This is a genomic window from Aquabacterium sp. T101, from assembly GCF_057219775.1.
In genome coordinates this window covers 1,449,352-1,475,675 of sequence record NZ_JBXVVZ010000001.1, presented here as the reverse complement: position 1 = coordinate 1,475,675, position 26,324 = coordinate 1,449,352, and the positions used below count along the sequence as shown (strand labels likewise).

Below are 26,324 nucleotides of genomic sequence, written 5' to 3'. Positions count from 1 at the left end.
GCGGGCTAGGCGGCGTCCGCGGGCGCCGCGACGACGCGGCCGGTGGCCGCCATGCCCTCGTCCCACGCGCGCGCCATGTCGTCGAAGACCGGCGCCGCATCGAGCGCGCGGCCGCTGTTCACCGCCCGCGCCACCTTCAGGATCAGCGCCTTGCAGCCGGCGGCGATGCGGTCGAAGGCGGCCGCGGCGATGACGGCGTCGGCGGCATCGGCCGCACCGAAGCCGGCACGCCAGCGCAGGTGCGCCGCCGCCAGGTCGAAGGCCGCGCCGCACTGGCGCACGGTGGCGAACGCCCAGGCGTGGTAGTGCGCCAGGCCGAGCGTCTGCAATTGCGGCAGCTCGCTCGCGAAGCGTTCGGCAAAGCGCGGCAGCGGGTTGGTGGCGGGCCGGCGCGCCAGGTGGTCGGCCAGCAGACGCGCCGAGCGGGCACGCAGCACCGGCGGCGCATGTCGCTGCACGCGGTCCACCCGCACCAGTTCGGCGAACAGCGGCAGGCGGGCCGGGTCGTCCGGCGCCTCCAGGTGCAGCAGGCGCCGGAAGTCCTCGCCGTCGAGCGCGTGGTAGCCGGCGTTGTGGAAGTAGCCCAGGCGCTGCGCCGCGGCGTCGAACTCGTTGACCACGATCGTCGTCTTGGCGTGGTTGCGGCGGTAGTCGGTGCCGGCCACGTCGGGCAGCCAGTGCGCGTCGACCTCGACGCTGACCAGCTTGCCCGCGCCCACGTGCTCCTGCAGGTGCGCAGCCAGCGGCCGCCAGACCGTCAGCTCCTGCACGTCCACGCCGTACAGCGCCCACAGGTCGCCCGGCGGCGGCTTGAAGAAGGTCCACTGGTCGCCTTCGAAGTCCACCGCCAGCGTGAACGGCAGCACCGCGTGCGGCTCCAGGCCCATCGAGTGCAGCAGCTCGATCCAGACGTCGGCGTAGCAGTTCTTCTCGACCCAGGCCTGGGTGTCGCCGTGCAGCGCATGCGGCCGGTAGGCGCCCGCCTGCACGCCCGGCAGCACGCGCACGGCCGGCGCGGGCCCGGCACTCATGGCCAGAGCTGGCGGCGGACCCCGGCCGGCCACGCCGCCGGGTCGAAGCCGTGCACCTTGAACAGCGCCATCGTCACGCGCTCCATGCCGAAGCCCAGGCAGGCGGTGTGCGCCACCGCGCCGTCGGCGGTGCGGATGCCGAACTCGCCGCCGAACTTGTCCTGGTGGTAGTTGAACGAGCACAGCGCCGTGGGCTCGGTGTCGGAGATCACCGGCACCATCACCTCGAACTTGAGCTTCTGCTCCTTCTGGCTCGCGCCCATCATCTTGCCGCGGCGGCCGAAGAAGGGGTCGGCGGCCACGTCGGTCTGCGTCGGCAGGCCCAGCGACTGCAGCAGCGCCACGCCGCGCTCGAGCCAGCGGTCGCGCCAGGCCACCACGTCGTCGGGCGAGCCGGCGCGCACCAGCTCGCGCACGCGGAAGGCCTGCATGCGCGTCGGCTCGGGGGAGGGCTCGTGGCGGTAGGCCCAGCCCAGCAGGGACACCACGCGCCCGCCCGCGGGCAGCGTGCCGGCGAGCGTGGGATACAGCGGATAGCAGCACGCCGGCGCGAGCACGACGCCGGTCTGGCCGAGGTAGGGGCCCCAGTCGCCGCCCCCGGCCGAGGCCTCGGCCAGCGCCGCGGCCTGCTTCGGGTCGCCGAAGAAGCTGTGCACCGACCCGCACAGCTGCGGAAAGGAGTCGAGGTAGCGCACGCGGTCGAGCACGCGGCGATCGATCACCGGCGGGAACATCACCCACTCCGGGCGCTCGTCGGCCGCGGCCCGGTCGACCAGCGCGTCGAAGCGGCGCAGCACGTCCTCGAACACCGGTCCGCGGCCGAAAGCGCCCGCCACGCCCACCGGCACCACGTGGCCATGCGCCACGAGGCCGTCGAACAGCGCCTGGCCGGGGTTCACGGCGAGTCCTTGTGCACCAGCAGCATCGACGCGCTGCGCGCCGCGATGCGCTCGTTGGACACCATCAGCGACGCCGACAGCACGTCGCGGTAGTGGCGGCCGAGGCTGAACGGCGAGTCGTTCTTGTAGCCGAGGATGCCCACGATCTGCAGCGCGCGGTGCACGATCTGCGGCGCCGCCTCGGAGCAGGCGATCTTCAGGTGGTTCAGCCGCAGTCCCCAGCCGATGCCGGCCAGTTCCTGGCGGCCCTGCGGCGTGTCGGGCACGGCGTCGAAGGCCTCGGCCATCGACTCCCAGTGCTGACGCATCGTCTGCAGCTGCACCGTCACCTCGGCCAGGCGCTGCGCCGTCGGCGGCACCGTGCCCGGGCTCTTGCGCGCCTGGCCGCGCACGAACTGGGCCGCGCGGCGCACCGCGTCGGAGGCGATGCCCCACCATAGCGACGACCACAGCACATGGGCGTAGGGCACCATGGTCTGGGCCGAGATGTCGGCATAGGGCACCGGCAGCACGAACTCGGCCGGCCCCGACGACTCAAGCCGGAAGCCCGGACTGCAGGTGCCGCGCATGCCCAGCGTGTCCCAGGTGGTGGTCTGGGTCAGTCTTGCGTCCTCGCGCCGCACCAGCACGAGCGCCTGGTCGCTGGCGGCGGCGTCGGCGTCGCGGCGGCAGGTCACGGCGATCGCGTCGGCATGGGCGCAGTAGGAGCCGGTGGTCGCGTCCTTGTCGAGCACGAATCGCTCGCCCTGCCGCTGCAGCGCGCAGATGCTGCTGCGCGTGTCGCCGTAGGTGCCCACCTCGGAGGTGATCGACGCCAGCAGCCACTGGTGCTGCACCAGGCCGCGCAGGAAGCCGGCCAGCGCGCCGTCGGTCGGCACGTGGCGCGCCACGCAGGCCACCTGGATGTAGTGCATGGCCAGCACCATGGCGCTGGAGCCGCAGCCATGGGCCACGGCGGCGCACAGGCGCCCCAGTTCGTGCAGGCCGCAGCCGGCACCGCCCAGGGCGCGCGGCACCGGGGCCGAGAGCAGGCCGGCCGCGCGCATCGCCTCCAGCGTCTCCTGGGGGAATCGGGCCTGCGAATCGACCGCATCGGCATGGTCGGCCGCCACGGTCTGGGCGATGCGCCGGGCGGCGTCGAGCAGGGCCTGGAAGGACTGGTCCTGGCGGACCTCGGAGGTGTGCGTCATCTCGGGGCCCCGGGGTACCTGCACTGCGGCGGACGGGATGCCGCCGAGCCACCCCCTGGGGCCTGAAATCAGAATAGCGCGGGCCGCCCCTGCCGACCCCCCTAGCTCGATCGAAACGTGCAATTTGAGGCACCTCTCTCCCTGAACGAGTGGTTGTTGCGCGCGGACAAGGGGAGCGATAGTCTCGACTGCCACACTGAACCTGCAGTCCCCCCATGTTCTCCCTCCCCAGCCCCGGCCACGCGCCCGCCTTCGGTGGCGATGTGCCGCTGCGCGTGGGCCTGGACCTGGTCGAGGTGAGCCGCATCCAGGAGTCGCTCGACCGCTTCGGCGACCGCTTCCTGCAGCGCCTGTTCAGCGACGGCGAGATCGCCTACGCACGCTCCCAGCCCGCACGGGCCGCCGAGCACCTGGCCGCCCGCTTCGCTGCCAAGGAAGCGGCCATCAAGGCCTTCGCCCTGTCCGAGGCCGGCGCCGGCTGGCGCGACATCGAGGTGCAACGTGCCGCCGACGGCGCACCCAGCCTGGCGCTGCATGGCCGCGCCGCCGAAGCCGCCGCACGGCTCGGGGTGACGGGCGTGGCGCTGAGCCTCAGTCACGACGGCGGCTATGCCGCGGCCGTGGTCACTGCCCTGTGTGCCGGCGCGCCCGCCGCGGTCGCCGGTGCCAACGAGTCTTCGAATCGATCCTCCAGCCGTCACTCATGAGCCCGACCGACGCCCTGACCCGCCAGATCCGCTCCGTCCTCGGCGACCACGGTCGCCTGTCCCGGCCGGTCGAATCCATGGCCGACGACGCCGACCTGTACCAGTCGGGCATGACGTCGCATGCCAGCGTCAACGTGATGCTGGCGCTCGAGGGCGCCTTGGACATCGAGTTCCCGGACCACCTGCTCAAGCGCAGCGTGTTCACCAGCATCGCGTCGATCCGCGACGCGCTGCTCGAGCTGGACGCCGTCCGCCCGATGCAATGACCCTGGCCGCGGCGCCGGACGGCGGGAGCCCCCGGCAGCACGCGCTGGAAGGGTGGCAGATCGCGGCCGTGCCCCCGGGCAGCGCGGTCGCGCCGGGCGATCTGCCCGCCGAAGCCGACTGGATCGACGCACCGTTGGGCACCGTGGCGGCGATGCTGACCCATGCCGGCCGCTGGCATGTGGACAGCCCTGCGCTGCGACTGGACGCCCACGACTGGTGGCTGCGGGCCCGCATCGACCTCGACGCCCACGACCTCGACGCCCACGACGCTTCTGCGATCGGCCCGCTGCGGCTGGACGGCCTGGGCGGCCTCGCCGACCTGTGGGTCAACGGCCACCACGCCCTGCACAGCGACAACATGTTCGTCGCGCACCGGGTCGACTGGCGCCCGTGGCTGCGACCGGGCCCGAACGTGCTGCACCTGCGCGTGGCCTCGCTCGATGCCGCCTTGAAGGCGCGCCGGCCCCGGCCGCGCTGGCGCACGCCGATGGTCGAGCACCAGCAGCTGCGCTGGTTCCGCCAGACCCTGATCGGCCGCACTCCGGGCTGGTCCCCGCCGGCACCGCCGCTCGGAGCCTGGCGCGACATCGCCATCGAGACATCGCGGCCCGTCGACGTGGCGGTGGAATCGATCCAGGCCGGCGTCGAGGACGGACGCGGCGTGGTGCGCGTCGTCTGCCGTGCCGACGCGCTGGCCGTGGTGCTGCAGCTGGCGCGGGGCGCCGAGCGGCATCGGGCGGTCTTGCAAGCCGACCCGTCGGACCCGCAGCGCTGGCACGGCACGCTCTCGGTGGAGCGGCCTGCCCTGTGGTGGCCGCACACGCACGGCGAGCCGGCCCTGTACGCGGCCTCGCTCGAGGTGCAGCGCCAGGGCGCGGCCCGGCACGTGCAGCTGCTGCGCCCGCTCGGCCTGCGCCGCATCGAGGTCGACACCACGGACGGCGACTTCGCCGTGCAGGTCAACGGTGTGCCGGTGTTCTGCCGCGGCGCCTGCTGGATGCCGCTGGACCCGGTCGGCCACCGGCCCGCGCCCGGCGCCGTGCATGCCGCGGTGGTGCAGGCGCGCGACGCCGGCATGAACATGCTGCGCGTGAGCGGCGCGACCGTCTACGAGGACGACGTGTTCTTCGACGCCTGCGATGCCGAGGGCGTGCTGGTGTGGCAGGAGTTCATGTTCGCCAGCATGGACTACCCCGCCGACGACGCGGCGTTCGCGGCGTCGGTGCAGACCGAGGTGCGGCAACAGCTCGCTCGCTGGCAGGGCAGGCCGTCGCTGGCGGTCGTGTGCGGCAACAGCGAGGGCGGCCAGCAGGCGGCGATGTGGGGCGCACCGCGCTCGCTGTGGGAACCGCCGCTGTTCCATGCGGTGCTGCGCGATCTCGTGCACGCGGGGCTGCCCGGCGTGCCCTACTGGCCGTCCAGCGCGCACGGCGGAGCGCTGCCGCACCAGAGCGACGTGGGCACCTCGTCGTACTACGGCGTCGGCGCCTACCTGCGCCCGCTTCACGACGCGCGCCGCGCCGCTGTGCGATTCGCCACCGAATGCCTGGCCATCGCCCACGTGCCCGACACCGAGGCCGTGCTGCGCATGCCGCAGGGCGGGTCGCTGCGCGTGCACCACGCGGCCTGGAAGGCACGCGTGCCGCGCGACCTCGGCGCCGGCTGGGACTTCGAGGACGTGCGCGACCACTACCTGCGCGAGCTGTTCGGCGTGGACGCGGTGTCCTGTCGGCACGACGACCACGAGCGCTACCTGGCGCTGTCGCGCGAGGTGGGCGGCGCGCTGATGGCCGAAGCCTTCGCGGAGTGGCGCCGCCCGGGTTCGCCGACGCGCGGCGCGCTGGTGTGGACGCTGCGCGACCTCTGGGCCGGCGCGGGCTGGGGGCTGCTCGACGACGCGGGCCATCCCAAGGCCTGCTGGCATCCCTTGCGCCGCGCGCTGCAGCCCACCGCCGTGCTGCTGACCGACGAGGGCGGCAACGGGCTCCATGCGCATGTGGTGCACGAACCCGACCGCCCGCTGGACTCCGTGCTGCAGGTGGCGCTCTTCGCACCCGGCGATGCGCCGGTGGCGCGGGCATCGCACGCCCTGAGTCTGGCGCCGCGCGGCCGCTGCACGGTGGCGCTGGCGGGGCTGTTCGACGGCTTCCACGACCTGACCTACAGCTACCGCTTCGGCCCGCCGGCCATCGGGCTGGTGCAGGTGTGCCTGGACGGCGCCGACGGCACGCGGCTCGGCGAAGCCTTCCACTTTCCCGCCGGGCGCCCCGCGGAGGTCGATGCGCAGCCCGCGCTGGCGGCCGCCCGTCTGCGCCGCGACGGCTGCGGCACGGTCGTCGTGCAGCTGCAGGCGCAGCGATTCGCGCAGTCGGTGTGCATCGAGATCGACGGCCACGACCTCGCGGACAACCACTTCCACCTTGCGCCGGGCGATGCGCGCGAGGTGCGGGCCCGGCCGCGCGCCGGCGTCACGCAGGCGCGCGGCTGCGTGCGCATGCTCAACTCGACCCAGGTGGTCGCGCTGGGAGAGCCGGCTTGAGCCCCACGCCAGCGCAGCCCGTCTGTTTCGGTCCCGACGCGCAGCGCCTGTTCGGCTGGCTGCACCGGCCGGCGTCGGTGGCGCCGGGCGGGATGGCGCTGGTGCTGTGCAATCCCTTCGGCTTCGAGGAGGTGTGCGCCCATCGCGCGCTGCGCGACATGGCGCAGGCCGCGGCCGACGCGGGCATCGCCGCGCTGCGTTTCGACTACCCGGGCTGCGGGCACTCGTCGGACCTCGACGACGGGCAGGCCGACCAGTGGCCGCTGTGGGTGGACGCCGTGCGCCAGGCCGTGCAGGCCGTGCGCGCGGCCACCGGCGCGCAGCGCGTGGTGCTGCTGGGCGTGCGGCTCGGTGCGCTGCTGGCGGCCGCGGCGGCGCAGGGCCGCGACGACGTCCACGGGCTGGTGCTCGTGGCGCCCGTGGTGCGGGGCCGGGCCTATCTGCGCGAACTGGCTCTGCTGGGCGCACCGGCCACCGACACCGCGCCGCGCGACGACCAGGGCATCGAATCCGCCGGCTTCGCGATGTCCGCGGCCACCTGCGCGTCGCTCGGGCGGATGGACCTCAGGACCCTGCCGCTGCCCGCCGCGCTGCGCGTGCGGGTGGTCGAGCGCGACGACCTGCCCGACCCGAGCGGCCTGGCGGCGGCGCTGGCTCGCGCCGGGCTCGACGCCCGTGCCGAACCCTGGAGCGGGTACGCCGCGATGGTGGCGGACCCGCAGCGTGCCCAGACGCCGCGGCCGATCGTCGACGGCGTGGTGGCCACGCTGTGGGACTGGGCACGCGATCCGGTGCATCCCGCGGTGCCCATGCCCGCGGGGACGTCGAACGTCGGCGAAGGCCTGAGCGGTGGTGCAGGCCCGGACTGGTTCGAGACGCCGGTGCGCATCGACACGGGTGCCGGCACGGCGCTCTTCGGCGTCGTGTGCCGCCCGTCGCCGCAGGCACGGCCCGGGCCGGCGGTGCTGATGCTCAACGCCGGCGCGGTGCATGCGATCGGCCCCAACCGGCTGTGGGTGCAGCTCGCGCGGCGCTGGGCGCGGCAGGGGGTGACGACGTTGCGGCTGGACCTGTCGGGCATCGGCGAGAGCCCGCCGCGGACCGGCGAGCCCGACAACGTGGTGTACTCGCGCAGCGCCCTGGCCGACGTGGCCACGGCGCTGGACTGGCTGCGCCGCCACGAGGGCGCCACTGCGTGCCACGCGATGGGCCTGTGCTCGGGTGCGTACCACGCCTTCAAGGCGGCCACGACCGGCCTGCCGGTGGCGTCGGCCCTGATGATCAATCCGCTGACCTACTTCTGGGAGCCGGGCACGCCCTTGTCCGACCTGAAGGACTACGAGGTGCTGCTGGCTGGCGAACGCTACCGCACCGGCCTGTTCCGGCGCCAGACCTGGCAGCGCCTGGCGCGCGGCGAGCTGGACCTGCGGCAGATCGCCGTCACCGCGGCGACGGCCGCGGCGCGCGCCGTGGTGCTGCGCTGGCGCGACCTCGCGCGCGCCCTGGGCCGGCCGCAGGCCAACGACCTGGCGGGCGAGCTGCTGCGCGCCTCAGGCAGCGGGCGGCCGCTGCACTTCGTGTTCGCGACCGATGCGCCCGGCTGCACGCTGCTGCACCGGCAGGGCGGCCCGGCGGTGCGGCGCCTGGCCCGGCAGGGCCGCCTGTCGCTGGACTTCGTCGATGGCGCCGACCACACCTTCACGCAGGCCGCCGTGCGCGGCACCCTGGTGCAGCGCCTGGACCGCCTGATGCTGCGCGCCTGCGGCGTGACGCCGGGGGCCTGACGCGCGGGCGACAGACCGAGGCACGCGACCGGCCGTCGCGTGCACGACGACACGCCACCACGGCCCCTCTGCACCGACGACAGCCCCCATCCCCCCCTGTGGATCACCGAAAATGCAGTCTTCCTCGCGCCCCTTGTGCAGCCCGGCGCGCCTGCGCCCGCACGACACCCCCGACACCGAGATGCCATCTCCCGCCGCCGACCGCTACGTCATCATCTCGCCCTGCCGCAACGAGGCCAAGTACATGCGCCAGACGCTGGACTCGGTGGCCGCGCAGAGCCTGCGCCCGGCGCTGTGGGTCATCGTCGACGATGGCTCCACCGACGAGACGCCGGCGATCCTGGCCGAGTACGCCGCGCGCCACGACTGGATCCGCATCGTCACGCGCAAGGACCGCGGCGTGCGCGCCGTGGGCCCGGGCGTGGTCGACGCGTTCTACTCGGGCTACGACACGATCGACCCGAAGCAGTTCGACTACGTCTGCAAGCTCGACCTCGACCTGCGCATGCCGCCGCGCTACTTCGAGCTGCTGATCCAGCGCATGAAGGCCGACCCGTTCCTGGCCACCTGCAGCGGCAAGACCTACATCGAGGACGGCGGCTCGCTCGTCTACGAGCGCCACGGCGACGAGAACTCCATCGGCGCGGCCAAGTTCTACCGCATGAGCAGCTTCCTGGCCATCGGCGGCTTCGTGCGCGAGGTGGGCTGGGACGGCATCGACGGCCACATGTGCCGCATGAAGGGCTGGGAGGCGGTGAGCTGGGACGAGCCCGAGCTGCGCTTCATCCACCTGCGCCCGCAGGGCTCCAGCCACAAGGGCGTCTACACCGGCCGCCTGCGCCAGGGCTTCGGCCAGTACTACATGGGCACCAGCCTGCTCTACCTGACGGCGTCGGCGGTGTCGCGCTTCAACCAGAAGCCCTACGTGCTGGGGCAGCTCACCATCCTGTGGGGCTGGATCTGGGGCTGGCTGCGACGCAAGCCGCGCTACGACAACCCGGAGTTCCTGCGCTTCGTCGGCCGCTACCAGCGCCGCGCGCTGCTGGTGGGCAAGACGCGGGCCGCGCACGAGCTGATGCTGGCGCACCGCCAGGCGCGCTGAGCCCTGTGCGGCCCGCGCTGTTCCTCGACCGCGACGGCGTGATCAATGTCGATCACGCCTACGTGCACCGCGTCGAGGACTTCCACTTCATCGACGGCATCTTCGAGCTGGTGCGCCAGGCGCGCGGCGCGGGCTGCCGCGTCTTCGTCGTCACCAACCAGGCCGGCATCGCGCGCGGCTACTACACCGAGGACGACTTCCACCGCCTGAGTGCCTGGATGTGCGAGCGTTTCGAGGCCGAGCGCGCGCCGATCGACAAGGTGTACTACTGCCCGTACCACGCCGAGCATGGCATCGGCCGCTACAAGGTGGACTCGCCGCTGCGCAAGCCGCAGCCGGGGATGATCCTGCAGGCCGCGGCCGAGTTCGGCGTCGACCTCGCCCGCTCGGTGCTGGTGGGCGACATGGACACGGACATCCAGGCCGGCCGCGCGGCGGGGCTGGCGCACTGCCTGCTGTTCCGCCCGCACGAGGCGCCGGCGCCAGGGCGCATCGCGCGCCTGGCCGACGCCGCCGCCTACCTGCCCGCCGCCGCGCGCTGAGCCGCCACCTTGCTGGCGTAGCCCTTGGGGTAGCGCTGGTGCCAGCGCCAGGCGCTCTCGACGATGTCCTCGATGCGGTTCCACTGCGGCTGCCAGCCCAGGCGCGTCTTGATCTTGGTCGGGTCGGCCACCAGCGCCGGCGCATCGCCGGGACGCCGCGCCACCACCTCGATGGCGATCGGCCGGCCGGTGACCTTCTCGCAGGCGGAGATCACCTGGCGCACCGACTGGCCGTTGCCGGTGCCGATGTTGAAGACCTCGGCGGTGGTCGGCGTGGTGGCCTGGATCGCCAGCAGGTGCGCGCTGGCCAGGTCGTCGGTGTGCACGTAGTCGCGGATGCAGGTGCCGTCGGGCGTGGGGTAGTCGTCGCCGAACATCAGCAGCTTGTCGCGCTGGCCCGCGGCCACCTGCAGCAGCAGCGGGATCAGGTGGTTCTCCGGCTCGTGGTTCTCGCCGAACTCGCCGTCGCGGTCGGCACCCGACGCGTTGAAGTAGCGCAGCAGCGTGAAGCCCAGGCCGTAGGCGTGGGCGAAGTCGCGGATCATCCATTCCACCGCGAGCTTGGTGCGCGCGTACGGGCTGCACGGGATCTGCGCCGCGTCCTCGTTCATCGGCGGCGTCGGGTTGTCGCCGTAGGTGGCGCAGGTGCTGGAGAACAGCATGCGCTGCACGCCGGTCTCGCGCATCGCGCGCAGCAGGCTCAGCGTGCCGGCGATGTTGTTGCCGTAGTGGTGGTCGGGGTTGGTGACCGATTCGCCGACGTAGGTGGCCGCGGCGAAGTGCATCACCGCCTCGGCGCCGTGCGCCTTCATCGCCTGTGCCAGCGCGGCGGTGTCGCGGATGTCGCCCTGCACCAGGCGGCCCGCGGGCACGGCCTCGGCATAGCCCTCGGACAGGTTGTCGAACGCGATCGCGTCGTGGCCCTCGCGCAGCAGCAGTCGAAGGCAGGCGCTGCCCACGTAGCCGGCACCGCCGGTGACGAAGATCCTCATGGCTGGGTTCCTGGAGAAGGGGTGGTGGAAGCGGGGGAGGGCACGAAGCGACCCTCGGCGACGTCGCGCCGCGCGGCGTCGAGCGCCTCGAGCGTGCCGATGTCGCGGTGGTAGCCGGGGTGCAGGTGGCCGTGCATGCGGCCGACGAAGCGCGGCAGCACCTCGAAGCCGATGTCGAACGCGCGCATCGCGGCGATCTCGCGCCACGCGGCTGCGGTGACGACGTAGACGCCGGCATTGGCCAGATCGGACTTCGGCTGCGCCGGCTTCTCGACGAAGTCGATCACGCGGCCGCCGGCGTCGAGCTCGGCGATGCCGCTGGCGCTCGGCCGCGGCGTGCGGAACAGCAGCATGGTCATCGGCTGGGCGTGGCGGCGGTGCGTGGCCAGCAGCGCGCCCAGGTCCACGTCCGACAGGTTGTCGGCATAGACGATGACGATGTCGTCGGCGTCGTCGGCATAGCCCGCGGCCGCGGCGATGGTGCCGGCCGAGCCCAGCAGCACCGGCTCGTAGGCCTCGCCGGCGCGAAAGCCGTGGCGGTTGCGCTCGGCGAGGAAGTCGCGCACCGGCCCCGGCAGGTGGTGCGTGTTGATCAGCACGTCGCGCACGCCGGCCGCAGCCAGCGCGTCGAACCAGTGGCCCAGCAGCGGCCGGCCGCCGATGTCCACCATGCACTTGGGCACGGTGTCGGTGATCGGCCGCAGCCGGGTGCCCAGGCCGCCGGCCAGCAGCAGGGCCTTGGCGCGCGGCGCGCGCCCGGGCACCGCCGCCGCGCTCACGCCTTGGCCACGTCGCGCACGACGTTGAGCTGCGCCATTTGGCGGTTGCAGTAGTCCAGGATCTGCGCCGCGTTGTCGGCGGTCGCGAGCCAGGCCTTGTAGTCGGTGACGCTGTCGTGGATGCTGCGCGTGGGCTTCCAGCCCAGACGCTTGAGCTTGCCCACGTCGGAGCAGATGTGGCGCGTGTCGCCGAAGCGGAATTTGCCGCAGGGCTCGGGCCGGTAGCCGCGCGCGCCGAACACTTCGGCCACCGCGCTGGCGAACTCGGCCACCGTGTAGGGCTTGTCGCCACCGACGTTGAACATCTCGTAGTCGGCGCGGCTGTCGGCCAGCACCAGCAGGTTGGCGGCCACGACGTCGTGCACGTTGACGAAGTCGCGCACCTGCTGGCCGTCCTCGTAGATCATCGGCTCGCGGCCGAGGTGGAAGCTCAGGCTGAACACGCGGCAGGCGCCGCTGTAGGCGTTGTAGAAGCTCTGGCGCGGGCCCTGCACGATCGAGTAGCGCATGGCCACGCTCGGGATGCCGTAGCGCTTGCCGAGCGACAGCGCCACGCGCTCCTCGGCGATCTTGGACAGGCCGTACTGGTTCTGCGGGTTGGCCACGGTCTCGTCGGTGCGCTGCCACTGCAGCGGGCCGGTGAAGCCGGCGGGTGCCTGCAGCTCCCACTGACCGCGCTCGAGCTGCTCGGTCGGGCGGATGTCGGGCAGCACGGCCCGGCCGGCGGCGTCGTGGTACAGGCCCTCGCCGAGCGCGGCCTGGCTGGACGCGACGATCACCTTCTTGACCGGCAGCTTCTCGCGCACGATCAGCTCGTAGATCAGCGCCGTGCTGGTGACGTTGACGTCGAAGAAGCGGCTGAAGGTGGGCAGGTAGTCCTGGAACGCGGCCAGGTGGTAGACCACCTCGCAGCCGCGCAGCGCGTCCAGCAGCACCGCCGCGTCGCGCACGTCGCCGCGCACGAACTCGATGCGCGGGTCCAGGTAGGCCGGCACCGCGTGGCCCGGGTGCACGGGTTCCTCGAGCGAGTCGAGCACGCGCACCTGGTAGCCGTCGCGCAGCAGCGCGTCGGCGGTGTGCGAGCCGATGAAGCCGGCACCGCCGGTGATCAGGACCTTGGTCATTGGTTGTGCAGCAGGCGCTGGTGATCGCTGATGAAGATGATGCGGCCGCCGCGGCGGTCGATGCCCAGCGCCAGCTCGCGTGGATGGCCCAGCGCGTCGCGGATCAGGTTGTGCCGCTCCGGGGGCGCCACCAGCAGCAGGAAGCCGCCGCCGCCCGCGCCCAGCAGCTTGCCGCCCTGCGCGCCGAGCTTGCGCGCCTGGTCGTACCAGGCGTCCACCTTCTCCATACTGATGCCGAAGCCGAGCGAGCGCTTGAGTTCCCAGCCCTCGTGCAGCAGACGCGCGAACTCGTCGAGACCGCCGCCGCCGCCGAGCGCCACGCGCATCTCGTGCGCCAGGTCGCGCATCGCGCGCAGCACCGGCATGCGGTCCTTGGTGCCCTCGCTCTGGCGCTTGAGGATGCCGTCGGCGTCGCGTTGCTGCTCGGTGTAGAGCAGCATCATGCGGCTGCCCAGTTCCTGCATGGTCTCGGGCCGCGCCGGCACCGGTTCCACGTCCACCGACTCGTCGGGGTTGAAGCGGATGTAGTTCAGGCCGCCGAAGGCGGCGGCGTACTGGTCCTGCTTGCCGATCGGCTTGCCCAGCACCTCGATCTCGATGCGGCAGGCCTGCTCGGCGAGGTTCTTGGCGCTGACGATCTGGCCCTTGTAGGCGTACAGCGCCTGCAGCACGCCCACGGTGAGCGAGCTCGACGAGCCCATGCCGGTGCCGCCCGGCACGTCGCCCACGGTGGTGATCTCCAGGTGGCGGCCCAGGCCGGTGAGCTTGAGCGCCTCGCGCACCAGCTCGTGCTGCAGGTCGCCGACCTTGTCCACCATCTCGACGCGGGTGTAGGCCACGCGCGTGCTCGGCTCGAAGCGCGGGCTCACCGTGACGTACATGTGCTTGTCGATCGCCATCGACAGCACGGCGCCGTATTCCTGGCGGTAGAAGGCCGGCAGGTCGGTGCCGCCGCCGGAGAAGCTGACGCGGTACGGGGTCTGGGAGATGATCATGCGCGGCTCGCCTCGGGGGCGCTCAGGGGCAGGGTGGTGGGCGCGGCGCCGGGCAGGCCCAGGCGCTGGCGGTAGCGGTCGATCAGCGGTTCCAGGCAGTCGCGCAGGTCGAAGCGCTCGTGCACCCAGCGCAGGCCGGCGTCGGCCAGGCGCTTCGAGCGCGCCGGGTCGTGCATCAGGCCGGCGATGGCGTCGGCCAGCGCCACGGTGTCCTCGGGCGGCACCAGCACGCCGGTCTCGCCGTCGCGGATCAGGTCCGGGATGCCGACCAGGCGCGTGGACACGGCGGGCAGGCCGCAGGCCATGGCCTCCATCAGCATCTGCGGCAGGCCGTCGACGTCGCCGTCGGCGGCCCAGACGCAGGGCAGCACGTAGACGTCGCCGCCGTGCATGAAGTCGATGATCTTCTCCTGCTGCAGGGCCTGGCCGGTGACGCAGACGCGGTCGCCCAGGCCGAGCCGCTCCACCTGGGCACGCAGGCTGGCCTCCAGCGGCCCGCTGCCGCCGATGACGCACTCGAAGCGCTCGCCGCGGTCGGCCAGCAGGCGGCAGGCGTCCACCAGCAGCGCGAAGCCCTTCTTCTCGACCAGGCGGCCGGAGGCGAGGATGCGGTACGGGCGGTCAGCCACGGGGGCCGCGGCGGCACGTGGATGGAACACCGCCGGATCGATGCCGCAGTAGGCGATCACGCACTGCTCGGGCCGCGCACCGTGCTTCAGGTAGAAGTCGCGGTGGAACTCGGAGATGCAGACGATAAAGTCGGCGCGCTCGATCTTGTCCAGCAGTGCGCAGCGGTCGCGGAAGAGGTCCGTGGCGTGGCCGGTGAAGCTGAACGGGCGGTCGAGCAGCCAGCCCAGGTACATCGCCACCGTGCCGCAGGAGTGGATCCACTGCGAATGGATGTGGGTCACCGGCTCGGGGGCCGCACGCATGCGGCGCGCCCAGTGGCAGGCCACGGCCAGGTGCGCGATGCCGCCGAGGCGGGCGCGCAGGTGCTCGCGGCGGCCGAACAGGGCATTGAGCAGCGCCGCGAAGAAGCGGCCGCGGAACAGCAGCGGCGCCAGCAGCAGCGACAGCACCAGCGCCGGGCCGGGCAGGGGGTAGATCGAGCGCGTGCGCTGGTTCAGCCGCACCGCCCAGTCGGAGCCGTGGAACAGGGCCTCGGGCTTGCGCAGGGCGTGCAGCACGAACGGCACGCCGGCGGCTTCGAGCCGGCTCAGTTCGTTGGCGACCCAGGCATTGCCGATGCCGTTGGTGGTGACGTAGTGGATCATCGCCCGGCCGTCGAGCCGCCGCGCGTCAGCGGCGCTGCTTCAGGTAGAACGCGAGGATCGAGCCCGCCGCCATGTGCATGTCCTCGATCACGCCGTACTGGTCGCTCGGGATGTGCAGGCAGATGTCCACCATCTTGCGCAGCTTGCCGCCGGCGAAGCCGGTCATGCCGATGGTGACCGCGCCGCGCTTCTTGGCCAGCTCGGCCGCCTTGATCACGTTGGGCGAGTTGCCCGAGCCCGAGATCATCACGACCACATCGCCCTTTTCGACCAGGTTCTCCATCTGGCGCGAGAACAGCTCGTCGTAGCCGAGGTCGTTGCCGATCGCGGTCATGAAGGCCACGTTGTCGTTCAGGGACATGCAGCGGATCAGCTTCTTGCCCTTGCGCTCGGCGGTCTTGGACCAGTCGGTGGCGATGTGCGAGGCGGTGGCGGCCGAGCCGCCGTTGCCCATCACGTAGACCGTGCGGCCCTTCTTCTCGGCAGTTTCCAGCGCCTTGGCGATCTTCTCGATCGCGCCCAGGTCGAACTGCTGCCACTGCTCCAGCTCGCGGTCGCGGTACCACTGGGCGAACTCCCGCACCGACAGCCCGCCGGGCCCGGTGCCGGTCATGTTGCTGGCGGCCAGGCCCGGGGTGGCCTTGTCCTGGATGGCGGTCGACTTCTTAGCTTGCTTGAGCATGGGGGTCCTCTGGCCTTGAGGCCTCGGTGACGGTTCGAAGATGGGTGCCGGTGGGGCGCGAGACGCGGTCCGCCGGCTCAGCGATCGATCATGGAGGGGGTGTTGCCGGGGTGCAATCCCTCAGGCGTACGGGAGTGGGCCAACGAGTGAGCAATTGCCGTCTTCGAGGGTGGCGTCACAGGCGCCAGACGCGCCAGCCGCTGTTGCGCAGCGTCTGCTCGTCGAAGGCGGCCTTGACGTCGATGAAGCAGCCGCCGCCGGCCAGCTTGGGGCCCAGGTCGCCCGGGCCCAGGGCGTGGAACTGCTTGTGGGCCACGGCGGCGACCACGGCCTCGGCGCGCGGCAGCTCGTCCCAGGTCATCAGGCGGACACCGTACTCGTGCAGGGCTTCCTCCGGGTCGGCCTCCGGGTCGTGCACGCAGACGTCCAGCCCATAGGTGCGCAGCTCGTTGATGATGTCCACCACCTTGCTGTTGCGCAGGTCGGCACAGTTCTCCTTGAAGGTCAGGCCCAGCACGTTGACCTTGGCGCCCTTGATGTGGCTGCCCGCGGCGATCATGTGCTTGACCGTCTGCTCGGCGATGTACTTGCCCATCCCGTCGTTGATGCGCCGGCCGGCCAGGATTACCTGCGGGTGGTAGCCCAGCATCTCCGCCTTGTGGGTCAGGTAGTAAGGGTCGACGCCGATGCAGTGGCCGCCGACCAGGCCGGGCTTGAACTTCAGGAAGTTCCATTTCGTGCCGGCGGCGGTGAGCACCTCGCTGGTGTCGATGCCGACCTTGTCGAAGATGATCGCCAGCTCGTTCATCAGCGCGATGTTCAGGTCGCGCTGGGTGTTCTCGATCACCTTGCAGGCCTCGGCGGCCTTGATGCTGCTGGTGCGGTGCACGCCCGGCTTGACGATGCGCTCGTACAGCGCGGCCACGCGCTCCAGCGTCTCCGGCGTGTCGCCGGACACCACCTTGATCACGTTGGTGAGCATGTGCTCGCGGTCGCCCGGGTTGATGCGCTCGGGGCTGTAGCCGACGAAGAAGTCGCGCTTCCAGCGCTTGCCCGACACGCGCTCGATCTCGGGGATGCACACTTCCTCGGTGGCGCCGGGGTAGACTGTGGACTCGAAGATCACCACCGCGCCGGGCTTGAGGTGCGGCGCCACGCTGCGGCTGGCACCGATCAGCGGGCCGAAGTCGGGGCGGTGCGCCTCGTCCACCGGGGTGGGCACGGCGATGATCAGGAAGTCGGCCTCGGACAGCGCCTTGGGGTCGCTGGTGTAGTGCGCATGCACCGCACTGGCCATGTCGGCGTCCGGGATCTCGCGCGACGGATCGCGCCCGGCGCGGCAGGCGTCGACCTTGCTCTGCACGATGTCGAAGCCGATCGTGCGGCCCAGCTTGCCGAACTCCACCACCAGGGGAAGGCCGACATAGCCCAGGCCCAGCACCGCGACAACGGACATTCTCATTTCTCCATCAAGGTTCGCGCCATCGACAGCCGACGGGTCGCATTGGCCTTGGCAGCAAGGATTTTCACCGTCCGGCGATCGGGGCGATGCCCCCCGAAGCGCGGGTCGGCGTGACGCATGGCACGTTCCGGCAGCGGGCCGCGCCCTGCGGCCGGCCGCAACGGCTCAGGCCGTGCCGCGGCCGATGCCGATGTACTCGATGCCGAGCGACTTCATCAGGGCCGGCTCGTACAGGTTGCGGCCATCGTAGACCAGCGGCTGGCGCAGCTGGCTGCGGATCGCGTCGAAGTCGGGGCTCTTGAATTCCTTCCACTCGGTGACGATCAGCAGCGCGTCGGCGCCGGGCAGCGTGGCCGCGGCGCTGTCGACGATCTCCAGGCCGGGCGCGTCGCCGAACACCCGCCGCGCTTCGGCGCCGGCGATCGGGTCGTAGGCACGCACCCGCGCGCCCCGGCGCAGCAGGCCGGCCACGATGACGCGGCTGGGCGCTTCGCGCATGTCGTCGGTGTTGGGCTTGAAGGCCAGGCCCCACATCGCGAAGCTGCGGCCGGCGAGGTCCTCGCCGAAGCGGGCCACGACCTTGTCGACCAGCACCGACTTCTGGCGCTCGTTGACGGCCTCGACGGCTTCCAGCAGTTCCATGCGCACGCCCTGCGCGGCGGCGCTGCGCACCATCGCCTTGACGTCCTTCGGGAAGCACGAGCCGCCGTAGCCGGTGCCGGCGTAGAGGAAGTGGTAGCCGATGCGCGGGTCGCTGCCGATGCCCTTGCGCACCTGCTCGATGTCGGCGCCGACGCGGTCGGCCAGGCGCGACAACTCGTTCATGAAGCTGATGCGGGTGGCCAGCATGCAGTTGGCGGCGTACTTGGTGAACTCGGCGCTGGGGATGTCCATCACCAGCAGACGGTCGTGGTTGCGGATGAAGGGGGCATACAGGGCGCGCATCAGGTGGATGGCGCGCTCGTCCTCGGCGCCGACGACGATGCGGTCCGGCCGCATGAAGTCCTCGACCGCAGCGCCTTCCTTGAGGAACTCGGGGTTGGAGACGACCGCGAAGTCCACCGACACGCCGCGCGCCTGCAGTTCCTCGGCGATGGCCGCGCGCACCCTGGCAGCCGTGCCCACCGGCACCGTGCTCTTGTCGATCACGACCTTGTAGTCGGTCATGTGGCGGCCGATGTTGCGCGCAGCGGCCAGCACGTACTGCAGGTCGGCCGAGCCGTCCTCGTCGGGCGGCGTGCCCACGCCGATGAACTGCAGCGTGCCGTGCGCGGCGGCCGCGGCGGCGTCGGTGGTGAACTGCAGCCGTCCGGCAGCGGCATTGCGCGCCACCACGGCGTCCAAGCCCGGTTCGTGGATCGGAATCTCGCCACGCTGCAGCCGGGCCACCTTGCCTGCATCGACATCCAGGCACACCACGTGGTTGCCCATCTCGGCCAGGCAGGCGCCGGTCACCAGGCCGACGTAGCCGCTGCCGATCACGGTCACTTTCATGTCTTCTCTCTCTAGGGCTCCAGGGGCCCGTCGAATCCCCTCGGATTGCGGCGCTGCCAGCGCCAGCTGTCTGCACACATGTCGTCGAGGCTGCGCTGGGTGCGCCAGCCCAGCACGGCCAGGGCCTTGGACGGGTCGGCCACGCTGGTGGCCACGTCGCCCGGGCGGCGTGGCACCAGGTCGTAGGGTATCTCACGCCCGCTGGCGCGCTCGTAGGCGCGAACGACGTCCAGCACGGAATGTCCCGAGCCGCTGCCCAGGTTGACCGTGAACGACCCGGGCTGGTCGAGCAGACGCTGCAGGGCCGCCACATGGCCCGCCGCCAGGTCGAGCACATGGATGTAGTCGCGCACGCCGGTGCCGTCCGGCGTGGGGTAGTCGCTGCCGTAGACCTGCAGGCGCTGGCGCTGGCCCACGGCGACCTGGGCCACATAGGGCATCAGGTTGTTCGGGACGCCGCGCGGGTCCTCGCCGATGAGCCCGCTGTCGTGGGCGCCGACCGGATTGAAGTAGCGCAGGCAGGCCGTCTGCCAGGACGGGTCGGCCACCTCCAGGTCAGCCAGGATCCGCTCGGCCATCAGCTTGGTGGCGCCGTAGGGGTTGGTGGCCTCGAGCGGCGTGTCCTCGGGGATGGGCTGGCGGTCCGTCTGGCCGTACACCGTGGCGCTGCTGCTGAACACGAAGCGCCGGACGCCGGCGGCGCGCAGGGCGGCGCAGGTCGAGACCAGCCCGCCGAGGTTGTTGGCGTAGTAGGCCAGCGGGTCGCGGACCGACTCGCCCACCGCCTTCAATGCGGCGAAGTGCACCGCCGCGTCGACGCGATGACGCGCCAGCACGCGGGCCATCGCGGCGGCGTCGCAGACGTCGACCTGCTCGAACACCGGCGCATGGCCGAGGAGGTTGGCCAGCCGATCGAGCACGCGTGGCGAGCTGTTGCGGTGGTCGTCCACGCCGACCACCTGCAGGCCGGCGCGCTCGAGCATGACCCAGGTGTGCGAGCCGATGTACCCGGCGGCCCCGGTCAGGAGAACGACGGGCATGACGAGGTCAGTCGAGCGTGATCGATCCGAAGCAGCCGTAGCGATCGGTGTCGAACTCCGCCACGCCCGTGCCCGAGCCGGAGCGCGACTCGCGGCTCACGTCGCAGCCCACGCTGATGGTGCGGGTGGCCGCCCAGCGGGCACCCAGCAGCAGGCGCGTCGAGTTCTCGCGGCCCGAAGCGCCGGCGATGTCGATGAACTGGCGCCGGGCGTGGGACACGTCGGTCAGAAGGCGGATCTTGCCGGTCAGTTCGTAGGTCGCCGCGATCGAGACCCGGTCGGTCGTCTGCGAGAAGTCGGTGGCCTGCGTCGTCGCGGTGCCGGGGGTGACCCGGAAGCCCGACTCCTGGCCGGTGTCGCGCGCCAGGCTGGTCGTCAGCGCGAGCAGCCCGGTCGGGCGCCAGGCCCAGCTCACCGAGCCGGTCACGCCGTCGAAGTCGGCCAGGCGCGCCAGCCGGTACTCGTTGGTGGTGTAGGCCAGGCGGGCGTCGATCGTGCTGGCGCCCGAGGGGACCCAGTTCGCGGCGACGAAGAGGTCGCGCCGCTTGGCGCTGTCCCGTTCGGTCTGGCCGGCCTCGGGGGCGAGGTACTTGGTGTCCGCCGCGCTGCCTCCGGCGGACAGGCTGAGGATCCCGCTCGGGCGGTAGACGATGCCCAGGTTGGCGCTGTCCTGCTTGTACTCGCGCGCGGCGAACTCGCTGGCGCTGAAGTCCACCTTGCGGTGCCCGGCGCCGGCCTCGAAGGCCAGCATCGTCACCACGCCCAGTCGCACCGTCGCGTTGATGTCGTCGGTGCGCTCGATGTTGGACAGCGACAGGGGGGTCAGGCCGCCGACCCGGAACTCGGCCTGGCGTCGCTGGCTGTTCATGCGCACGTTGCCGGACAGGCGCTCGACGGTGGACCAGTCGAGCGTGGCGGCCAGGCTGTAGCCGTCGTTGTTGCGCTCGGACACCCTGTCGTAGCGCTGGTGGCTGAGGCTGCCGTCCAGGCGCAGGCGCTGGCGGCCGAAGGGCTGGTTCAGCCCGGCCCGCAGCGACGTGGTGGAGATCGTGTCGGCGACCTCGCCGGTGGCGGCGCCGAACACGTTGGAGTCGCGCGTGAAGTCCTGCGTCAGGCCGACATACCAGGGCCGGTCGGCGCTCTGGGCCAGCGCGGCGCCGTGGACGAGCAGTCCGGCAGCCAGGGCGAGGGCGGTGTGGCGGGTCTTCATGTGCTTGCCTCCGTGGTGGGCTGGTTTTCAGTACGCGTTGCGGTCGAAGAAGATCACGCGGATGGTGCGCACGATGATCTGCAGGTCGAACACGAGCGACCAGTTGCGCAGGTACTCCAGATCGTATTCGACCCGCGCTTTCATCTTGTCCACCGTCTCGGTTTCGCCACGCAGGCCATTCACCTGGGCCCAACCGGTGATGCCGGGCTTGACCTTGTGCCGGACCATGTAGGCCTTGATCAGCTGGCGGTACATCTCGTTGTGCGCCACCGCATGCGGGCGCGGGCCGACGATGCTCATGCGGCCCTGCAGCACGTTGAAGAACTGCGGCAGCTCGTCCAGCGAGGTGCGGCGCAGGAACGCGCCGAAGCGGGTGATCCGGGGGTCGTCCTTCGTGGCCTGCGCCACCACGGGGCCGTTGTCCATGGCCCGCATCGAGCGGAACTTGTAGACCACGATCTCCTCGCCGTCCAGCCCGTTGCGGCGCTGGCGGAAGATCGCCGGGCCGGGCGAGCTGAGCTTGACGCCGATGGCGATGGCCAGCAGCAGCGGCGAGATCAGCACCAGGATGATCGACGACAGCACGATGTCCGACAGGCGCTTGACCAGCTCGTTGGTGCCGGTGAAGGGCGTCTCGCAGATGCCCACCACCGGCACGCCGTTCATGTCCTGCAGCCGGCCCTGGATGATGCTGATGCCGAACACGTCGGGCACGAAGTACAGCGACGCCGTCGTGCCCTGGATGCTTTCCAGCAGCTCCAGGATGCGCGGCTGCGAGCCCAGCGGCAGGGTGATGAACACCTCCGACACGCCGTTGGCGCGCACATAGGGCGCCACGTCCTTCAGGCCCCCCAGCATGCGGCCGGCGGTCTCGGCCGCGACGCGCTCGTCGTTGCGGTCGTCGAACCAGCCGAGAAAGTCGCGCCCTTCCTCCTGGTTGCCTTCGAGCGCCGCGGCCACTTTCACGCCCAGCGGGCTGGCGCCCACGATGATGGCGGACTTGCGCAGGTGCGGCTGCCGCGCGCGCCGCCGCAGCACGGTCCGGCCGGCCCAGACGGCCGCCCACTGCACCAGCGGCGTCACCACGGCCCAGGCCAGCAGGACCCGGCCCTCGAAGAAGTACAGGCTGTTGGTGGCGTAGCCGCACAGGTACAGGATGCCCAGCAGCGGCACCCAGGAGCTGACGATGCCGGTGGCCGCGTTGAGCAGCTTGTCCTTGAACCGGTTGCGCCCCGGGAACGTGATCGCGAACGACAGCAGGCACAGGGTCAGCGTCGGCCGCGACAGCGGCTCGTCGTAGGCCAGCGTGGCCGCGATCAGCACGGCGACGATGATCAGCGGCTCGGACAGCGCGGCGACCAGCGAGGTCACCGACTGCGGTGCGCTGTAGAACGTTCGCTTGTAGTTGCGCTCTTCGAACATCGGGTGGTGGCGGCCGCCACGCAGCGCTGCCTCGGCCACGGTGGGCGAGCGCATGCTTCGTCGGCGTCCTTGGACGGCGCGCCGATTCTGACCCAAGCCCCGGACCGGGCCTCCCCCGATGCGGGGGACGGACAGGGTCGGCTCCCTACAATGCGTGCAAATGTTGCACTCCGTCCACTCGCAACTGCTGCCGGCCGTGCAGGCCCGGCTGGTGCTGCTGCTCAACCACGTCATCTCGCGTGAACCGGCGGCCGCGGAGCGCTTGAAGGCCCATGCCGGCCGGCGCGTGCGCATCGCGCCGCCCGCGCTGGCGGGCTGGCTGCCCGCCCTGCCGGACACCACGCTGGCGGTGACGCCGGCGGGCCTGGTCGAGGTCGACGCCGCCTGCGCCGAGCCCGACCTCGAACTGCGCTTCGCGATGCCCGACCTGCCCCAGTTGCTGTCCACGCTGGCCGGCCAGGCGCAGCCTGCCGTGCAGATCGACGGCGACGCGGCGCTCGCGGGCGACATCCGCTGGCTGGTGGACCACCTGCGCTGGGACATCGAGGCCGACCTCGCCGGCCTGATCGGGCCGGCGCCCGCGCACCAGCTGGCCGAGTGGGGCCGCGCGGCCGCGGCAGCGCTGCGTTCCTGGGTGCCCGCTGCCGGAGCCGGTGGCCGATGAGGCAACTCGCGCGGGCGCTGTTCATCGCGTTCACTCTGCTGCGGTTCGGCGTCGACGACATCGCGCTGTCGGGCCTGCGCCAGCGCTGGCTGCGCGGCCTGGCCCGGCTGGCGCGGCTCGGGCGCCGCTTCGACGAGCCGCGCGGCGTGCGCCTGCGCCGGGCGCTGGAGCGGCTGGGCCCGATCTTCGTCAAGTTCGGCCAGGTGCTGTCCACCCGGCGCGACCTGCTGCCGCCCGACCTGGCGGACGAGCTGGCGCGGCTGCAGGACCGCGTGCCGCCGTTCCCTGGGGCGCGCTCGATCGAGATTGTCGAGCGCGCGTTCGGCCGCCCGCTGGCCGAGGTGTTCGCGGACTTCGACGCCGAGCCGGTGGCCAGCGCGTCGATCGCCCAGGTGCATTTCGCCACGCTCAAGGACGGCCGGCCGGTGGCGGTGAAGGTGCTGCGGCCCGGCATGCTGCGGGCCATCGACGACGACCTGGCGCTGCTGCACCGGCTGGCCGGCTGGGTCGAGCGCGTCAGCGTCGACGGCAAGCGCCTCAAGCCGCGCGAGGTGGTGGCCGAATTCGACGTCTACCTGCACGACGAACTCGACCTCGTGCGCGAGGCGGCCAATGCGGCCCAGCTGCGCCGCAACATGGCCGGCCTCGGGCTGGTCGAGATCCCGGAGATGTATTGGGACTGGTGCACGCCCAGCGTGATGGTGATGCAGCGCATGAGCGGCATCCCCATCAGCCACGTGGAGCGGCTGCGCGCCGCGGGCGTGGACTTCAAGCGCCTGTCGCGCGACGGCGTCACCATCTTCTTCACCCAGGTGTTCCGCGACGGCTTCTTCCATGCCGACATGCACCCGGGCAACATCCAGGTCAGCGTCGACCCGGCCACCTTCGGCCGCTACATCGCGCTGGACTTCGGCATCGTCGGCACGCTCACCGACAACGACCGCGACTACCTGGCGCAGAACTTCCTGGCCTTCTTCCGGCGCGACTACAAGCGCGTGGCCGAGCTGCACCTAGAAAGCGGCTGGGTGCCCGCGGGCACCCGCGTCGACGCACTGGAATCGGCCATCCGCACCGTGTGCGAGCCGCTGTTCGACCGGCCGCTGAAGGACATCTCGCTCGGCCAGGTGCTGCTGCGCCTGTTCCAGACCTCGCGCCGCTTCAACGTGGAGATCCAGCCCCAGCTGGTGCTGCTGCAAAAGACCCTGCTGAACGTGGAGGGATTGGGCCGACAGCTCGACCCCGAACTGGACCTGTGGAGCACCGCCAAGCCCTTCCTCGAGCGCTGGATGAACGAGCAGATCGGCTGGGCGGGTCTGGCCGAGCGCCTGCGCGACGAGGCGCCGCGCTACGCCAAGCTGCTGCCCGAGCTGCCGCGCCTGCTGCACGCCGCGCTGCAGCCGCGCGACGACAAGGCCCTGATGCAGTCCATCCTTCTCGAGCAGCGCCGCATCAACCGGCTGCTGCGCGCCATGCTCTGGGTGGGTCTGGGTTTCGTGGGCGGGCTGCTGCTGGCCCAGATCCTGCTGCGCCTCGGGCCGTGGCTGAGGTGATCCCCAGGATGGGGCAGGGCCGAAGGGCCCTACACTTCGGCCCGCCCGAAATCCGCCCCTCCACGAGGAGACCGCCGTGCTGATCACTTTCGTCGTCGCCTACCTGCTGGTCACGATCGCCATCGGCCTGGTGGCCGCGCGCCGCGTCCATGGCGCCAGGGACTTCCTGGTCGCCGGGCGTTCGCTGCCGCTGTACATGAACGTGGCCACCGTGTTCGCCACCTGGTTCGGCGCCGAGACGGTGCTGTCGGTGTCGGCCACCTTCGCCAAGGACGGCCTGAACGGCATCCCCGGCGACCCGTTCGGCGCCTCGGTCTGCCTGGTGATCGCCGCGCTGCTGTTCGCGCGGCTGTTCTACCGCATGAACCTGCTGACCATCGGCGACTTCTACAAGCAGCGCTACGGCAAGGGCGTGGAAGTGCTCACCAGCACGGCCATCGTCCTGTCGTACCTGGGCTGGACCTCGGCGCAGATGACCGCCCTCGGCCTGGTCATCGCCACGCTGTCCGGCGGCGCGCTGGACCTCAACACCGGCATCATGATCGGCGCCGGCGTGGTGCTTATCTACACCATCTTCGGCGGCATGTGGTCGGTGGCCTTCACCGACCTGTTCCAGACCGTCGTCATCCTGATCGGCCTGACCCTGGTGGCGCTGCTCGTGGGCGACATGGCCGGCGGCGCCGGCAAGGTCATCTCGCAGGCAGCGGCCGACGGCAAGCTCGTGATGTTCCCGGCCGACATGGACGCCGCGGCATGGTGGGCCCTGGCCGGGGCCTTCTTCGCGTTCGCCTTCGGCTCGGTGCCTCAGCAGGACGTGTTCCAGCGCATGACCAGCGCCAAGGACGAGAAGACCGCGGTGCGCGGCACGGTCATCGGCGCGCTGATCTACTTCTGCTTCGCCTTCGTGCCGATCTACATCGCCTATGCGGCCCTGGTCGGGGACCCGTCGATCAAGGAGCTGTTCAACGCCGAGGACGCGCGCGACATCCAGCGCATCCTGCCCGACCTGGTGCTGGGCAAGATGCCGCTGTGGGCGCAGATCATGTTCTTCGGCGCATTGCTGTCGGCGATCCTGTCGACGGCCAGCGGCGCGCTGCTGGCGCCGGCGGCGCTGTTCTCCGAGAACGTGCTGCGCCCCTTCGTGCCGCACATGAGCGACCGCCAGCTGCTGCTCAACACCCGGATCATCCTCGTCACCTTCACGGCCGGCGCGCTGCTGTTCGCGCTGAACAGCAAGAGCACCATGTACGAGATGGTGCAGAACGCCTACAACGTCACCCTGGCGGGCGCCTTCATCCCGCTGGTGGCCGGGGCCTACTGGAAGAAGGCCACGACCCAGGGTGCGCTGCTGTCCATCGTGATGGGCATCGGCACCTGGCTCACCGCCAACACCGTGGCGCCCGAGGCGCTGGTGCCGCCCAACCTGCTGGGCTTCTTCGCGTCGATCATCGGCATGCTGCTGGGCTCGCTGGCGCCCCAGATCGTGGCTCGCAAGGGGCACTCGATCGAGGCCGCCCTGCACGCCGCGGAGCATCCCCACGCCGGCAAGCACCCGCACTAGGGCGGCCGAGGGGG

24 protein-coding genes are annotated in these 26,324 nt (G+C 71.6%); 9 read left to right on the top strand and 15 right to left on the bottom strand.

Annotation, left to right across the window (positions count from 1 at the left end; genetic code table 11):
- Positions 1-5 precede the first annotated feature (5 nt).
- Genes AC2EAQ_RS07000 through AC2EAQ_RS06990 form a run of 3 tightly spaced genes read right to left on the bottom strand, consistent with a single transcriptional unit; the run spans position 6 to position 3,120 of the window.
- Positions 6-1,031: a DUF1839 family protein gene (locus tag AC2EAQ_RS07000; protein WP_484641107.1), complete on the bottom strand. Its 1,026-nt coding sequence runs from the start codon at positions 1,029-1,031 to the stop codon at positions 6-8.
- Positions 1,028-1,930, bottom strand: a complete 903-nt coding sequence (locus tag AC2EAQ_RS06995) for an amino acid--[acyl-carrier-protein] ligase (RefSeq protein WP_484641106.1) — start codon at positions 1,928-1,930, stop codon at positions 1,028-1,030. Before AC2EAQ_RS06995 ends, AC2EAQ_RS07000 begins: the two co-directional genes overlap by 4 nt.
- Positions 1,927-3,120 (bottom strand): acyl-CoA dehydrogenase family protein, encoded by a 1,194-nt coding sequence (locus tag AC2EAQ_RS06990; RefSeq protein WP_484641105.1) that lies wholly within the window; start codon positions 3,118-3,120, stop codon positions 1,927-1,929. The genes AC2EAQ_RS06995 and AC2EAQ_RS06990 overlap by 4 nt, the downstream gene beginning before the upstream one ends.
- 215 nt (positions 3,121-3,335) lie before the next feature.
- Here AC2EAQ_RS06990 and acpS point away from each other — a divergent pair, with 215 nt between their 5' ends.
- From acpS to AC2EAQ_RS06960, 6 genes are all read left to right on the top strand, one after another.
- On the top strand, positions 3,336-3,827 hold the full coding sequence (gene acpS, locus AC2EAQ_RS06985; protein WP_484641104.1) for a holo-ACP synthase: 492 nt from the start codon (positions 3,336-3,338) through the stop codon (positions 3,825-3,827).
- Entirely contained in the window at positions 3,824-4,093 is a 270-nt protein-coding gene (locus tag AC2EAQ_RS06980) for an acyl carrier protein (protein ID WP_484641103.1), read from the top strand. Before acpS ends, AC2EAQ_RS06980 begins: the two co-directional genes overlap by 4 nt.
- Positions 4,090-6,633, top strand: a complete 2,544-nt coding sequence (locus AC2EAQ_RS06975; RefSeq protein ID WP_484641102.1) for a glycoside hydrolase family 2 protein — start codon at positions 4,090-4,092, stop codon at positions 6,631-6,633. The genes AC2EAQ_RS06980 and AC2EAQ_RS06975 overlap by 4 nt, the downstream gene beginning before the upstream one ends.
- Positions 6,630-8,417 carry an alpha/beta fold hydrolase gene (locus tag AC2EAQ_RS06970; RefSeq protein WP_484641101.1) on the top strand — a complete coding sequence of 596 codons (1,788 nt, stop codon included), beginning with the start codon at positions 6,630-6,632 and terminating at the stop codon, positions 8,415-8,417. Before AC2EAQ_RS06975 ends, AC2EAQ_RS06970 begins: the two co-directional genes overlap by 4 nt.
- Positions 8,418-8,598: 181 nt before the next feature.
- The gene (locus tag AC2EAQ_RS06965; protein ID WP_484641100.1) at positions 8,599-9,519 is read left to right on the top strand and encodes a glycosyltransferase family 2 protein; all 921 of its coding nucleotides are present in this window, start codon (positions 8,599-8,601) and stop codon (positions 9,517-9,519) included.
- Positions 9,520-9,524: 5 nt separating this feature from the next.
- Positions 9,525-10,061: a D-glycero-alpha-D-manno-heptose-1,7-bisphosphate 7-phosphatase gene (locus AC2EAQ_RS06960; protein WP_484641099.1), complete on the top strand. Its 537-nt coding sequence runs from the start codon at positions 9,525-9,527 to the stop codon at positions 10,059-10,061.
- Here the strand turns inward: AC2EAQ_RS06960 and galE (AC2EAQ_RS06955) are convergent.
- From galE (AC2EAQ_RS06955) to AC2EAQ_RS06900, 12 genes are all read right to left on the bottom strand, one after another.
- A complete protein-coding gene (galE, locus tag AC2EAQ_RS06955; protein WP_484641098.1) occupies positions 10,037-11,053 on the bottom strand; it encodes a UDP-glucose 4-epimerase GalE in 1,017 nt (338 codons plus the stop codon). The genes AC2EAQ_RS06960 and galE (AC2EAQ_RS06955) overlap by 25 nt on opposite strands.
- On the bottom strand, positions 11,050-11,832 hold the full coding sequence (locus AC2EAQ_RS06950; protein WP_484641097.1) for a nucleotidyltransferase family protein: 783 nt from the start codon (positions 11,830-11,832) through the stop codon (positions 11,050-11,052). The genes galE (AC2EAQ_RS06955) and AC2EAQ_RS06950 overlap by 4 nt, the downstream gene beginning before the upstream one ends.
- On the bottom strand, positions 11,829-12,956 hold the full coding sequence (locus tag AC2EAQ_RS06945; protein ID WP_484641096.1) for an NAD-dependent epimerase/dehydratase family protein: 1,128 nt from the start codon (positions 12,954-12,956) through the stop codon (positions 11,829-11,831). The genes AC2EAQ_RS06950 and AC2EAQ_RS06945 overlap by 4 nt, the downstream gene beginning before the upstream one ends.
- On the bottom strand, positions 12,953-13,951 hold the full coding sequence (locus AC2EAQ_RS06940; RefSeq protein ID WP_484641095.1) for a GHMP family kinase ATP-binding protein: 999 nt from the start codon (positions 13,949-13,951) through the stop codon (positions 12,953-12,955). The genes AC2EAQ_RS06945 and AC2EAQ_RS06940 overlap by 4 nt, the downstream gene beginning before the upstream one ends.
- Positions 13,948-15,225, bottom strand: a complete 1,278-nt coding sequence (locus tag AC2EAQ_RS06935) for a glycosyltransferase family 4 protein (RefSeq protein WP_484641094.1) — start codon at positions 15,223-15,225, stop codon at positions 13,948-13,950. The genes AC2EAQ_RS06940 and AC2EAQ_RS06935 overlap by 4 nt, the downstream gene beginning before the upstream one ends.
- Positions 15,226-15,250: 25 nt before the next feature.
- Positions 15,251-15,907: a D-sedoheptulose-7-phosphate isomerase gene (locus AC2EAQ_RS06930; protein ID WP_484641093.1), complete on the bottom strand. Its 657-nt coding sequence runs from the start codon at positions 15,905-15,907 to the stop codon at positions 15,251-15,253.
- Positions 15,908-16,082: 175 nt separating this feature from the next.
- Complete coding sequence (locus AC2EAQ_RS06925; protein WP_484641092.1) at positions 16,083-17,363, bottom strand: nucleotide sugar dehydrogenase; 1,281 nt, start codon at positions 17,361-17,363, stop codon at positions 16,083-16,085.
- Between the two features lie 2 nt (positions 17,364-17,365).
- Positions 17,366-17,488 carry a hypothetical protein gene (locus AC2EAQ_RS06920; protein ID WP_484641091.1) on the bottom strand — a complete coding sequence of 41 codons (123 nt, stop codon included), beginning with the start codon at positions 17,486-17,488 and terminating at the stop codon, positions 17,366-17,368.
- A 46-nt stretch (positions 17,489-17,534) separates the two neighbouring features.
- Positions 17,535-18,863, bottom strand: coding sequence for a UDP-glucose dehydrogenase family protein (locus tag AC2EAQ_RS06915; RefSeq protein ID WP_484641090.1), 1,329 nt, complete (start codon positions 18,861-18,863; stop codon positions 17,535-17,537).
- Between the two features lie 11 nt (positions 18,864-18,874).
- A complete protein-coding gene (gene galE, locus AC2EAQ_RS06910; RefSeq protein ID WP_484641089.1) occupies positions 18,875-19,903 on the bottom strand; it encodes a UDP-glucose 4-epimerase GalE in 1,029 nt (342 codons plus the stop codon).
- Positions 19,904-19,910: 7 nt separating this feature from the next.
- Complete coding sequence (locus tag AC2EAQ_RS06905; RefSeq protein ID WP_484641088.1) at positions 19,911-21,113, bottom strand: outer membrane beta-barrel protein; 1,203 nt, start codon at positions 21,111-21,113, stop codon at positions 19,911-19,913.
- 27 nt (positions 21,114-21,140) lie between these two features.
- Complete coding sequence (locus AC2EAQ_RS06900; protein WP_484641087.1) at positions 21,141-22,589, bottom strand: undecaprenyl-phosphate glucose phosphotransferase; 1,449 nt, start codon at positions 22,587-22,589, stop codon at positions 21,141-21,143.
- Between the two features lie 106 nt (positions 22,590-22,695).
- Here AC2EAQ_RS06900 and AC2EAQ_RS06895 point away from each other — a divergent pair, with 106 nt between their 5' ends.
- The 3 genes from AC2EAQ_RS06895 (at position 22,696) to AC2EAQ_RS06885 (ending at position 26,310) form a co-directional block, all read left to right on the top strand.
- Positions 22,696-23,199, top strand: a complete 504-nt coding sequence (locus tag AC2EAQ_RS06895; protein ID WP_484641086.1) for a hypothetical protein — start codon at positions 22,696-22,698, stop codon at positions 23,197-23,199.
- On the top strand, positions 23,196-24,749 hold the full coding sequence (gene ubiB, locus AC2EAQ_RS06890) for a ubiquinone biosynthesis regulatory protein kinase UbiB (protein ID WP_484641085.1): 1,554 nt from the start codon (positions 23,196-23,198) through the stop codon (positions 24,747-24,749). Before AC2EAQ_RS06895 ends, ubiB begins: the two co-directional genes overlap by 4 nt.
- A 76-nt stretch (positions 24,750-24,825) precedes the next feature.
- Positions 24,826-26,310 carry a high affinity choline transporter 1 gene (locus tag AC2EAQ_RS06885; protein WP_484641084.1) on the top strand — a complete coding sequence of 495 codons (1,485 nt, stop codon included), beginning with the start codon at positions 24,826-24,828 and terminating at the stop codon, positions 26,308-26,310.
- Positions 26,311-26,324 lie beyond the last annotated feature (14 nt).

Bases quoted from the DNA above. Each gene is read 5' to 3' on its own strand.
- AC2EAQ_RS07000 (WP_484641107.1), bottom strand. From the start codon at position 1,031: ATGAGTGCCGGGCCCGCGCCGGCCGTGCGCGTGCTGCCGGGCGTGCAG.
- AC2EAQ_RS06990 (WP_484641105.1), bottom strand. From the start codon at position 3,120: ATGACGCACACCTCCGAGGTCCGCCAGGACCAGTCCTTCCAGGCCCTG.
- acpS (WP_484641104.1), top strand. From the start codon at position 3,336: ATGTTCTCCCTCCCCAGCCCCGGCCACGCGCCCGCCTTCGGTGGCGAT.
- AC2EAQ_RS06980 (WP_484641103.1), top strand. From the start codon at position 3,824: ATGAGCCCGACCGACGCCCTGACCCGCCAGATCCGCTCCGTCCTCGGC.
- AC2EAQ_RS06975 (WP_484641102.1), top strand. From the start codon at position 4,090: ATGACCCTGGCCGCGGCGCCGGACGGCGGGAGCCCCCGGCAGCACGCG.
- AC2EAQ_RS06965 (WP_484641100.1), top strand. From the start codon at position 8,599: ATGCCATCTCCCGCCGCCGACCGCTACGTCATCATCTCGCCCTGCCGC.
- galE (WP_484641098.1), bottom strand. From the start codon at position 11,053: ATGAGGATCTTCGTCACCGGCGGTGCCGGCTACGTGGGCAGCGCCTGC.
- AC2EAQ_RS06945 (WP_484641096.1), bottom strand. From the start codon at position 12,956: ATGACCAAGGTCCTGATCACCGGCGGTGCCGGCTTCATCGGCTCGCAC.
- AC2EAQ_RS06940 (WP_484641095.1), bottom strand. From the start codon at position 13,951: ATGATCATCTCCCAGACCCCGTACCGCGTCAGCTTCTCCGGCGGCGGC.
- AC2EAQ_RS06935 (WP_484641094.1), bottom strand. From the start codon at position 15,225: ATGATCCACTACGTCACCACCAACGGCATCGGCAATGCCTGGGTCGCC.
- AC2EAQ_RS06930 (WP_484641093.1), bottom strand. From the start codon at position 15,907: ATGCTCAAGCAAGCTAAGAAGTCGACCGCCATCCAGGACAAGGCCACC.
- AC2EAQ_RS06925 (WP_484641092.1), bottom strand. From the start codon at position 17,363: ATGTCCGTTGTCGCGGTGCTGGGCCTGGGCTATGTCGGCCTTCCCCTG.
- AC2EAQ_RS06920 (WP_484641091.1), bottom strand. From the start codon at position 17,488: ATGCGTCACGCCGACCCGCGCTTCGGGGGGCATCGCCCCGATCGCCGG.
- AC2EAQ_RS06915 (WP_484641090.1), bottom strand. From the start codon at position 18,863: ATGAAAGTGACCGTGATCGGCAGCGGCTACGTCGGCCTGGTGACCGGC.
- galE (WP_484641089.1), bottom strand. From the start codon at position 19,903: ATGCCCGTCGTTCTCCTGACCGGGGCCGCCGGGTACATCGGCTCGCAC.
- AC2EAQ_RS06905 (WP_484641088.1), bottom strand. From the start codon at position 21,113: ATGAAGACCCGCCACACCGCCCTCGCCCTGGCTGCCGGACTGCTCGTC.
- AC2EAQ_RS06900 (WP_484641087.1), bottom strand. From the start codon at position 22,589: ATGCGCTCGCCCACCGTGGCCGAGGCAGCGCTGCGTGGCGGCCGCCAC.
- AC2EAQ_RS06895 (WP_484641086.1), top strand. From the start codon at position 22,696: ATGTTGCACTCCGTCCACTCGCAACTGCTGCCGGCCGTGCAGGCCCGG.
- ubiB (WP_484641085.1), top strand. From the start codon at position 23,196: ATGAGGCAACTCGCGCGGGCGCTGTTCATCGCGTTCACTCTGCTGCGG.